The 9,525-nt window shown below is 64.9% G+C and carries 9 protein-coding genes; 3 read left to right on the top strand and 6 right to left on the bottom strand.

The genetic code is table 11. The annotated features are described in order from the left end of the window. Positions 1 to 103: 103 nt before the first annotated feature. Positions 104 to 787 (top strand): hypothetical protein, encoded by a 684-nt coding sequence (locus WA983_RS01835; RefSeq protein WP_424249882.1) that lies wholly within the window; start codon positions 104 to 106, stop codon positions 785 to 787. A 19-nt stretch (positions 788 to 806) separates the two neighbouring features. On the opposite strand, the gene WA983_RS01830 is transcribed toward WA983_RS01835, so the two are convergent. The 4 genes from WA983_RS01830 to WA983_RS01815 form a co-directional block, all read right to left on the bottom strand. Further along, on the bottom strand, positions 807 to 1,046 hold the full coding sequence (locus WA983_RS01830) for a DUF2249 domain-containing protein (protein WP_043681763.1): 240 nt from the start codon (positions 1,044 to 1,046) through the stop codon (positions 807 to 809). 178 nt (positions 1,047 to 1,224) lie between these two features. Further along, positions 1,225 to 1,407 carry an oxidoreductase-like domain-containing protein gene (locus tag WA983_RS01825; RefSeq protein ID WP_424249880.1) on the bottom strand — a complete coding sequence of 61 codons (183 nt, stop codon included), beginning with the start codon at positions 1,405 to 1,407 and terminating at the stop codon, positions 1,225 to 1,227. Positions 1,408 to 1,414: 7 nt separating this feature from the next. Next, positions 1,415 to 2,245 (bottom strand): class II glutamine amidotransferase, encoded by an 831-nt coding sequence (locus tag WA983_RS01820; RefSeq protein ID WP_424249878.1) that lies wholly within the window; start codon positions 2,243 to 2,245, stop codon positions 1,415 to 1,417. 144 nt (positions 2,246 to 2,389) lie between these two features. Continuing rightward, the gene (locus WA983_RS01815; RefSeq protein WP_424311523.1) at positions 2,390 to 3,544 is read right to left on the bottom strand and encodes a cytochrome P450; all 1,155 of its coding nucleotides are present in this window, start codon (positions 3,542 to 3,544) and stop codon (positions 2,390 to 2,392) included. Between the two features lie 199 nt (positions 3,545 to 3,743). Between WA983_RS01815 and WA983_RS01810 the strand changes: the two genes are divergently transcribed. Beyond that, positions 3,744 to 3,896 carry a hypothetical protein gene (locus WA983_RS01810; RefSeq protein WP_424249874.1) on the top strand — a complete coding sequence of 51 codons (153 nt, stop codon included), beginning with the start codon at positions 3,744 to 3,746 and terminating at the stop codon, positions 3,894 to 3,896. Between the two features lie 792 nt (positions 3,897 to 4,688). Here WA983_RS01810 and WA983_RS01805 read toward each other — a convergent pair. Next, positions 4,689 to 5,114, bottom strand: coding sequence for a hypothetical protein (locus WA983_RS01805; protein ID WP_424250511.1), 426 nt, complete (start codon positions 5,112 to 5,114; stop codon positions 4,689 to 4,691). A gap of 170 nt (positions 5,115 to 5,284) precedes the next feature. Between WA983_RS01805 and clpB the strand changes: the two genes are divergently transcribed. Further along, positions 5,285 to 7,876, top strand: a complete 2,592-nt coding sequence (clpB, locus tag WA983_RS01800) for an ATP-dependent chaperone ClpB (RefSeq protein WP_424250509.1) — start codon at positions 5,285 to 5,287, stop codon at positions 7,874 to 7,876. A gap of 86 nt (positions 7,877 to 7,962) precedes the next feature. Here the strand turns inward: clpB and WA983_RS01795 are convergent, their stop codons facing one another. After that, positions 7,963 to 9,513, bottom strand: a complete 1,551-nt coding sequence (locus WA983_RS01795) for a phospholipase D family protein (RefSeq protein WP_424247696.1) — start codon at positions 9,511 to 9,513, stop codon at positions 7,963 to 7,965. Between the last annotated feature and the right edge of the window lie 12 nt (positions 9,514 to 9,525).

Raw genomic sequence — 9,525 nt, 5'->3', positions numbered from 1 at the left:
GGGCAAGATCCTGACACACATGTGCCACGTCCGCGCCTGTTCGGCGAAGGGCAAACCCGCTATCGTGTGATCCATTCGTGCGGATTCCATGGAGATCGAAAACATGAGGCGTTGGATCGGAGGGCTGCTGGCGGCCTGGATCGGGGTCGTGCCGGCTTGTGTTCTGGCGGCGGGCGTGGCGACCGTGCAGGCGGGTGACCGCACCCTGACGGTATCCTTCGACGGACCGGATGCGCGGGTCGATGTCTCGGGCATCAGCCAGGGTTATCTGCTGATGCGCGACGGTAAGTTGTATTCGGTGATGCAGGCGGGGGGGCGGCCGCTGGTGATGGATGGGACCGCTGCAGCGCAGTTGCTGGGCGGCGGTCTCAAGACGGCGCCCGAGATGGTCAGTACGCTGACCCGCATTGAACCGACTGGCGCCCGCGAGACGGTGGCCGGCCGCGCGGGTGCCGTCTATGCCGCGTCCTACCGGGACGAGCAGGGTCGTGACCGCACGGGGCAGGGTGTTCTGGGCAAGCAGCCCGAGGTGCGGGAACTGACGCGCGCTCTGGGGCGGATGGCCGTTTTACTGCAGACGGCGGCCGGGCAGTCGCCGGATGGCGTACGGCAGGTCCTGGATACGCTGGAGGAAAAGGGCCTGGGGCTGTTGGCCTACGAAAAGCAGTTCCGGGTCGAGCGGCTGGCGGCCACGCCGCCCGCGCCGGGCAGCCTGGATCTGCCGGCGCAGCCGGCGCAATTGCCGCCGGAACTGGGGCAATTGCTGCAGGGCCTGCGGCGGCAATGAACGGGCGGTGTCCCCGGAATCAGGGCACGATGTGGAAGTCGATGACGATTTCGCCGGGGTTGCGGGCCAGGTATTCGAACTGGATGTTTTCGCCGAAGTGATTCTTCAGTTGTTGCAGCAGCGGCAGGGGATCATGGTCGTTGCAAAAGCGCATGGTTTCGCCCGGCTGCAGCGCCGACAGCGCGCCGAAGATGGCGGCGTGGCGGAAGCGTTTGGCGATGCCGCGCGCGTCGAGAGGGTAGGTGTTTTCAGCGAACATCGGGATAGCGTCGGAGGCCACGGTGCGTCATTCCTGGAGAGGTGGTGAGAGCTTCCGATTATAGGAACGCGCCCCTGGAAAACCGGCGGGAACCCTATGCTCAGCAAGGTTGTCGGGTGGTGGGGCGAACGGGGGCACTGCTGTCTGCGAGTGCTGCCGGACCGGCGGGTGGCATTCGTCAGGTAGGGGGGTCCCGGTGGCGTTCTTCCCATGCCTTGACCGCCTGTTGCCAGGCGCGCCGTTCCTCGGCGTAGGTGTCGAACACGCAGGGTTCGCAGCCGTTGCCGCAGCATTCATTGAGATCGGGTTCGACGGGTTCCTCGGGGCGGGGATCGTCGGCGGGGCCGGTCGAGATGCTCATCGCGGCGTCAGACGCAGGCCAGGTTGGCCTGGTTGCTGCGCCGGATGTCTGCGGGGATTTCGATGATCCGGCCGGACTGGGGCCGGCCGTCGACGAACATCATCAGTTCGCCCGGCTGGAAGGCGGTCCAGGTCTCGTTGTCGGTCAGCGGCTTGGTCGTGATGACCGAAACGCAGTCGCCGCGCGCATTGGTCTGGGAGAAATCCACCGACATGTCGGCGTCCACCAGGTGTGCCACCTGGAAAGGCCAAGCGCGCACGATGTAATACAGGTTCGTGGAGCAGTGCGCCAGCAGGCAGCGGCCGTTGGAGATCAGGAAATTGAACACCCCATGGTGGGTAAGTTCGGCCGTCATGTCGGCCACGGCGGTGAACAGCTCGGTGTCGTCCGGTTCACGGATGCCGAAGCGGGCGCGCAACCCGTCCATCATGACGCAGAAGGCCCGTTCGCTGTCGGTCTGGCCGATCGGCCTGTAGCCGCTGCTCAGGTCGGGGTCGAACGCCTTCAGGTCGCCGTTGTGGGCGAACAGCCAGTGCCGGCCCCACAATTCGCGCACGAACGGGTGGCAGTTTTCCAGTTCCAGAGCGCCTTGGGTGGCCTTGCGGATGTGGGCGATGACGTTGCGCGATTTGATCGGGTAGCGTTTGATCAGGTCGGCGACCGGCGATTGGCAGCAGGGCGCGTTGTCCAGAAAGCAGCGCGATCCGCGATTTTCGTAGAAGGCGATGCCGAAGCCGTCAGCATGGTGATCGGTGCCGCCGCCGCGCGCGGCGAATCCCGTGAAGGAAAACGTGATGTCCGTGGGCGTGGCGCAATTCATGCCCAATAACTGACACATGGCTGGCAGATTCCCGTCAGGCACGGGGCGGTGCGCCCCGAATGGTTCATGCCTGAATTGTAATCTTGCCCGTAGGGATATAACCGTGGCTTGGTATGAGAATCCACGATGAGCTGATGCAGTGTCCTTTCTTAGCCACACGCCTCAGGTGTGCCGCAGTTGCAGCATCGCCTGACGGTAGCCGCTGGCCGGGTAGATCGCCGGCATGGGCGGCTGGTCGGCGACCGGCTCCAGAGCGCGCGTGCCCGCCAGCAGGGCCTGGATCATGGCTTCGATTTCCAGGCGCGCCAGGGGCGCCCCGGGGCAGACGTGGATGCCGGCGCCGTAGAGCAGGTTCAGGGACGGATCGCGATCCAGGCGGAATTCGTCCGGATCACCGAAGACGGCCTCATCGCGATTGGCCGAGGCCCAGATCAGCGTGAGCCGTTCGCCGGTCGGGATCTGCGTGCCGCCCAGGCGCACCGGACAGGTGGTGGCGCGGCGGTTGGCGATCAGCGGGGCGTGGATGCGCAGGATTTCGTCGTTGGCCGACCGGACCAGTTCCGGATGACGGCGCAGGCGGTGCTGCAGATCGGGGTGAGTCGCCAGGTAGTGGGAGATGATGCCGATGCTGGAAGCCATGGTGCCCAGTTCGCCCACGGTCCAGTTGCGCAGGATGCTGACGATTTCGTCCTCGGCCAGCGGTCGGCCGTCCACGGTTTCGCGCAGCAGGCGCGTGGTGACGTCGTCGGGCGCCTGGTCGCCGGCGTCGCGGCGGACTTTCAGCAGTGAGCGGATGGTCTCATCGAATTCTGTGGCCACGGCGGCGATGGCGTGGGCGTCGCCGGACAGCGTGGCGATGTTCTTTTTATGGATCCACTGGCGCAGCGGTTCGTGCAGACTGTCGGGCCAGCCCAGGAAAGCGCATTGCATGCGCAGGGCGAAGGGATGCGCCAGGCCGAACATGATCTCGACGTGCTCGTCGCGCGGCAGTGCGGCGACCAAGTCCGTACACAGGCGGCGGCAGACCGGCTCGAAGGCTGCCATGCGGTCCGGGCCGAAGTACGGCTCGATCAGCCGGCGATAGGCCGTGTGTTCGGGGGGATCCATGCTGTTGGGCACGGACACGTGGCGTGATGCCTGGCTGCTGAAAGTCTTATGGTCCAGCAGGATCCGCATGACATCGGCGTGGCGGAACACGGAGTGATGCAGATAGTCGCTGTGCGCCACCGGGCAGCGGCGGCGCATGCGGTCGTAGGCGGCGATCGGATCGGCAAGGACTTCGGGGGCGCGGGGGTCCCAGTCCTGGAGTGCGTTCATGGCGGTTCTTTGGGTGATCGGGAAGGGTGGCCTTGAATCAGGCGTATCTGACTGCAATACCAGGGTAAACCCCGGGTGCGGTTGCGGTCGGCCGGACGGCGGATTTATCTGGCGGGGGATTGATTTTTCTCAATGGAACGGGGTCTGACGACCTGGCCGGCCCGCCAGCCTGTGCTGGTATGGAGACCATGTGCCCATCATGCCGGAAGTCTATCGGCGCTATGGGTTGCCGTCCGGCCGCGTGCCGTACGTCTGCTGGAACAACTGGTCATCCGGCCCGGGCCGGTCGCTGGACCTGGCCGCCGAAGACCTGTCACGGCACTGGTTGCGAGGCGCCGGCCTGATGCAGTGATCGTTTTTGATATTGCAGGAATATCGCGCTATCGTCTACCGTGGTTGGCTGTTGCATCTCAGTCCTGGAATACATCTTCCAGTGTCACAGCGTCCAGAATATTCAGCGACCACGCTTGCAATTGCGCGGTTTATGCCGTTTGAATCCGCCGGGTGACGTCTTCGGGCACTGGGCCGAAACGGCGTTGGATCAGGCGCAGCAGCAGATCGGCCTGCCCTCCCGTCCAGCCCTCCCGTCCAGCCCTCGGCCAGTCCCTCAATGCGGCCCTTCGCAATCCCATGCCGTTCGGCGATCGTGACGTAGCTCATCGTATGCTCCTGTTCCAGTTGCCGGGCGGCCCGAGGCCTGTAATTGCGCCATGACCAGAACGGCAAAAGGGGTTGCGCAGTGTTCTGGTACGCAGGCTGGTCGATCAGAATTCCCAGGCTGTAGACCGGCGGCGGCAACAGCGCCTTGTGCTTGCGCCGTTCCCGGTGCCGGAACAGCACGCTGTATTCCAGCATCCGCCAACTGAACACCTGCAGCGCCTGCGGGCCGGACAGGCGGCCATGGCGGGTTTCCAGGATGACGGGAAACCCGATTCTGGGTGAGTCCCCAGCCCTTCGCCAGATTGGATAATCCGAACGGATGAAAACGTCCTATGGGCTACGAGCCCGATTTTGGGGGCATTTCATGCGTGTGCCTTGCTGGGCATCCCGGCGCTCCGGGCCCTTCCTCCCGGATCGTTGATGAAAAACGATCTGTTGTTGGAATTGTGGCGCTGGTGGCGGACAAGAGGCCTATGCCGTGCTTTCAATACAGCACGTCGCGCAACTGGATGGTGGCAAGCAAGTAGCGCAGGGCCTCGCGGGTGCCCGAGCCCTCAGGAGCCAATTCGACGACGCGCGCGAGCCTGGGGTGCCAGTACGCGTCGGGAACATGGCTGAGCACGAAGCGCCGGGCGAAGATGGCCTCAGGGTGACGGTGCGCGGTCTCGATCTGGTCGAGCACCACGCCCAGCGTGACGGCATCCAGGCCGCAGGCCTGGGCCAGCACGGCGCAGGTGTTCATGGCTTCCAGCAGCAGGTCGCAGCGCACATCCACCGAGCGCCGGCCATCGGCGCTGAACAACTGCACGTACAACCCTTCGGACATGATCCATTCCAGATCATCGATGCTGCGCACCGGAAGCTTGTCCAGATCGAGTGCTTCCAGCGCCTTGTATGCCACCAAAGACACGGTTTGCTCCAGAAATGCCTGCGGGCACGGTGCTCGTAGCCTCATTGTGCGCTGATCGGGACGAAAAAGTGTAATCGGCCTGACGCTGACCGCGTCTTGAAAATCTCCTCGTCAGCCGCATATATCGCATATCGGGGCGCGACGCCCCCTCCCATATAAGGGACCCACTCATGCGATTCGACAAACTGACGACGAAGTTCCAGCAGGCGCTCGCCGATGCCCAGAGCCTCGCGGTGCGCCACGACCATCCCTATATTGAAAACGCCCATCTGCTGTCGGCCCTGCTAGCCGATGCGGACAGCGGCGCGACCAGTCTGCTGGCCCGTGCGGGCGTGGCCGTGCCGCGTCTGCAGGCCGAACTGGACCGCCAGATCAAGGCCATGCCCACGATCCAGGGGGCCGAGGGCAATGTCCAGGCCGGCCGCGACCTGCAGGCCGCCCTGGCGCGCACCGACAAGGAAGCCGGTCAGCGCGGTGACGCCTACATCGCCAGCGAACTCTATCTGCTGGCCCTGGCCGATGACAAGGGCGAGGTCGGCCGCGCCCTGCGCGAATCCGGTCTGCAGCGCAAGGCGCTGGAAACCGCCATCGAGGCGGTGCGCGGCGGGGCCTCCGTGTCGGGCGCCGAGGACGAGGACAACCGCCAGGCGCTGAAAAAGTACACCCTGGACCTGACCGCCCGCGCTCGTGAAGGCAAGCTCGATCCGGTGATCGGGCGTGATGACGAGATCCGCCGCACCATTCAGATCCTGCAACGGCGCACCAAGAACAACCCCGTGCTGATCGGCGAGCCCGGCGTGGGCAAGACGGCGATTGTCGAGGGCCTGGCGCAGCGCATCGTCAACGGCGAAGTCCCCGAGACCCTGAAAGGCAAGCGCGTCCTGACGCTGGATCTGGCCGGGCTGCTGGCCGGGGCCAAATATCGCGGCGAATTCGAGGAACGCCTGAAAGCCGTGTTGAAGGAACTGTCCCAGGATTCGGGCCAGACCATCGTCTTCATCGACGAACTGCACACCATGGTGGGCGCCGGCAAGGCCGAGGGCGCCATGGACGCCGGCAATATGCTGAAACCCGCGCTGTCGCGCGGCGAACTGCATTGCGTGGGCGCAACCACGCTGGACGAATACCGTCAGTACATCGAAAAGGACGCCGCGCTGGAGCGCCGTTTCCAGAAGGTGCTGGTGGACGAACCCGACGTGGAATCCACCATCGCCATCCTGCGCGGCCTGCAGGAACGCTATGAACTGCACCACGGTGTGCAGATCACCGACCCCGCCATCGTGGCGGCGGCGGAACTGTCGCACCGCTACATCACCGACCGCTTCCTGCCCGACAAGGCCATCGACCTGATCGACGAGGCGGCGGCGCGCATCCGCATGGAAATCGATTCCAAGCCGGAAGTCATGGACCGGCTCGACCGGCGCATCATCCAGTTGAAGATCGAGCGCGAAGCCGTCAAGAAGGACAAGGACGAAGCCTCCGAGCGCCGCTTGAAGGCGATCGAGGACGAACTGGAGTCGTTGCAGCGCGAGTACAACGACTACGAGGAAGTCTGGAAGGCGGAAAAGGCCGTCGTCCAGGGCTCGCAGGCGGTGAAAGAGGAAATCGACCAGGTCCGTGCCGAGATGGCGGAACTGCAGCGCAAGGGGCAGTACGACAAGCTCGCCGAACTGCAGTACGGCCGTCTGCCCGAACTTGAAGCCCGCCTGAAGGCGGCGGAATCCGCGCCCAAGGCGGAAGAGGCCGACAAGCCGCGTCTGCTGCGCACCCAGGTCGGCGCCGAGGAAATCGCCGAGGTCGTGTCGCGTGCCACCGGCATCCCCGTGTCGCGCATGATGCAGGGCGAACGCGCCAAGCTGCTGGGCATGGAGACTGTGTTGCACGAGCGCGTGGTAGGGCAGGACGAGGCCGTGCGCCTGGTGTCCGAGGCCATCCGCCGCTCGCGCGCCGGGCTGTCGGATCCGAACCGCCCGTACGGCTCGTTCCTGTTCCTGGGGCCGACCGGCGTGGGCAAGACCGAACTGACCAAGGCGCTGGCGCGTTTTCTGTTCGATTCGGACAGCCACCTGGTGCGGATCGACATGAGCGAGTTCATGGAAAAGCACTCGGTGGCCCGCCTGATCGGTGCGCCTCCGGGCTACGTGGGCTACGAGGAGGGCGGCTACCTGACGGAGGCCGTGCGCCGCAAGCCCTATAGCGTGATCCTGCTCGACGAGGTCGAGAAGGCCCACCCGGATGTGTTCAACGTGCTGCTGCAAGTGCTGGACGATGGCCGCCTGACCGACGGCCAGGGCCGCACCGTGGATTTCCGCAACACGGTGATCATCATGACGTCCAACATCGGCTCGCAGCACATCCAGAACTTGGCCGACCAGCCCTATGACGTGGTCAAGGAAGTCATCCGCGACGAACTGAAGACGGCGTTCCGGCCGGAATTCCTGAACCGGATCGACGAGATCGTGGTTTTCCACGGCCTGGACGCGACGCACATCGAGCCGATCGCCCGCATCCAGTTGAAGCGTCTGGCCGAGCGCATGGCCCAGCAGGAAATGCGCCTGGAAGTGTCCGAAGCCGCAGTCCAGGAACTGGCCCGTGCGGGCTACGACCCGGTGTTCGGCGCGCGGCCCCTGAAGCGCGCCATCCAGCAGTACGTGGAAAACCCCGTGGCGCGCTTGATTCTGGAAGGCCGCTTCGGCCCGAATGACGTGGTGCCCGTGGACTGGGACGGCGAACGGTTCGTGTTCGAACGCACGCTGCAATAAGGAAGGACGGGACGTTGCGGGCGGGATGCCGGGGTTGCCGGCATCCCGCCCGCGCGTTTTGGCTGGTATTGCCTGCGTGCTCCGGCCTAAAGCTGGGATTCCAGCGGTAACAGGCCGATGAAGCGCGCAGCCAGCCGGCGCAGCAGCGAGGTTTCCGGTTCCTGGTCGTAGCGGACGGTCTCGCCGTTGTGGCGCGCGATCCAGCTCAGCTTGCCCTGAGACGTCAGTTGAACCGCATAGCTGTGCTCGGGATCGGTTTCGCCCTGCCAGATGGTGTCCATTTTTGCCGCCAGCGCTTCGGAGTCGAAGAGCACCCCCATCTCGGTATTGAGCGAGGCCGAACGCGGATCGAGGTTCATCGAGCCGATGAATCCCGAGCGTCCGTCGACGGTGAAGGCCTTGGTATGCAGGCTGGCACGGCTCGATCCACGCAGCGAAAAGTTGTGTCTCCGATCCTCGGGCTGCAGCTCCCACAACGTGATCCCCGCCGCGAGCAGCGGGACGCGATAGCGCGCGTAGCCGCCATGCACCGCTGCGACGTCGGTCGCCGCCAGGGAGTTGGTCAGGATGGACACGGACACGCCCCGGGCGGCCAGGGCGGTGAGCTTCGCCGTGCCGAGTTCTCCCGGAATGAAATAGGGCGAGGTGATTTCGATGCGCTCTTGCGCGTGTTCGAAGACCGGCAGCAATTCGTTGATCAGCCAGTTTTCACCGCCTTGGCCGAGCACCTTCTGTGGCGGGTCGGCGATGATGCGCGCGTTGCTCATCCAGTCGGGTTGTTCTGTTTCGGGATCGAGGAGCGAGAGGCGCTCGGCCAGACGCTTCAGGTAGGGACGCGCTCCGGGCTCGGTGAGGGCGGCTCGCAGTCCGGGGGCGGCTTGCCCCAGCGCGGCTGACGGGTCCTGCAGCGGCGAGAGTTTGTCCAGTGGCAGTGCCATGCCGCTGTTCCAGTAGTCGTCGAACACCTGCTCCGTCTGCCCGACGACGGGCCCGATGGCCAGCACGTCCATGTCGCGGAAGTTGGTGTCTTCGGCGGCGTCGAAGTATTCGTCGCCGATGTTGCGCCCGCCCAGGATGGCAAGACGTCCGTCGACGATCCAGGCTTTGTTGTGCATGCGCCGTGTCACGCTGAAGGCCCGCAAGGCCATTTCGATGCCACGCCGTAAACCGCCCGCACGGGCGCGGGTCGGGTTGAACAGGCGAATTTCGATCTGCGGGTGATGCGCCAGCGCGATCATCGCGTCCCCCGTGTGGCTGGTACCGATGTCGTCGATCAGCATCCGCACGCGCACGCCACGTTCTGCCGCAGCCAGCACTTCGGACAGCAGCAGGCGGCCCGTCAGGTCCTCGTGCCAGATGTAGTACATCAGGTCGAGGGAACGCCCGGCTTGCCGGGCTGAGAGTCCGCGTGCTGCAAAGGCGTCCAGATTCTGATCCAGCAGGCGCAGGCCGCTTTCGTCCGGATGCGCGGCCGTGACGGCGCCGATTTGCAGATCGAGCGGCGTGTGCCCGCCCTCGGTAGACAGTGCGTAGGCGTCTTCTCCCTGGACGCGTGCCGCAAAGGCGCCATACAGCCAGGTCGCCAGCGTGGAGGCTGCAGCAAAGCCCAGGCAGGTCAGGATGATGTATCGAATCATGATGATGAGCTG

This window comes from Castellaniella sp. (genome assembly GCF_049650445.1).
Taxonomy (GTDB): Bacteria; Pseudomonadota; Gammaproteobacteria; order Burkholderiales; family Burkholderiaceae_B; genus Castellaniella.
This window is presented reverse-complemented; position numbering and strand designations above follow the sequence as displayed.

Excerpts from the sequence above, each read along its gene's own strand:
- WA983_RS01830 (WP_043681763.1), bottom strand. The coding sequence starts at position 1,046 with ATGTTCGCTGAAAACACCTACCCTCTCGACGCGCGCGGCATCGCCAAA.
- WA983_RS01810 (WP_424249874.1), top strand. The coding sequence starts at position 3,744 with ATGCCGGAAGTCTATCGGCGCTATGGGTTGCCGTCCGGCCGCGTGCCG.
- WA983_RS01825 (WP_424249880.1), bottom strand. The coding sequence starts at position 1,407 with ATGAGCATCTCGACCGGCCCCGCCGACGATCCCCGCCCCGAGGAACCC.
- WA983_RS01820 (WP_424249878.1), bottom strand. The coding sequence starts at position 2,245 with ATGTGTCAGTTATTGGGCATGAATTGCGCCACGCCCACGGACATCACG.
- WA983_RS01795 (WP_424247696.1), bottom strand. The coding sequence starts at position 9,513 with ATGATTCGATACATCATCCTGACCTGCCTGGGCTTTGCTGCAGCCTCC.
- clpB (WP_424250509.1), top strand. The coding sequence starts at position 5,285 with ATGCGATTCGACAAACTGACGACGAAGTTCCAGCAGGCGCTCGCCGAT.
- WA983_RS01815 (WP_424311523.1), bottom strand. The coding sequence starts at position 3,544 with ATGAACGCACTCCAGGACTGGGACCCCCGCGCCCCCGAAGTCCTTGCC.
- WA983_RS01835 (WP_424249882.1), top strand. The coding sequence starts at position 104 with ATGAGGCGTTGGATCGGAGGGCTGCTGGCGGCCTGGATCGGGGTCGTG.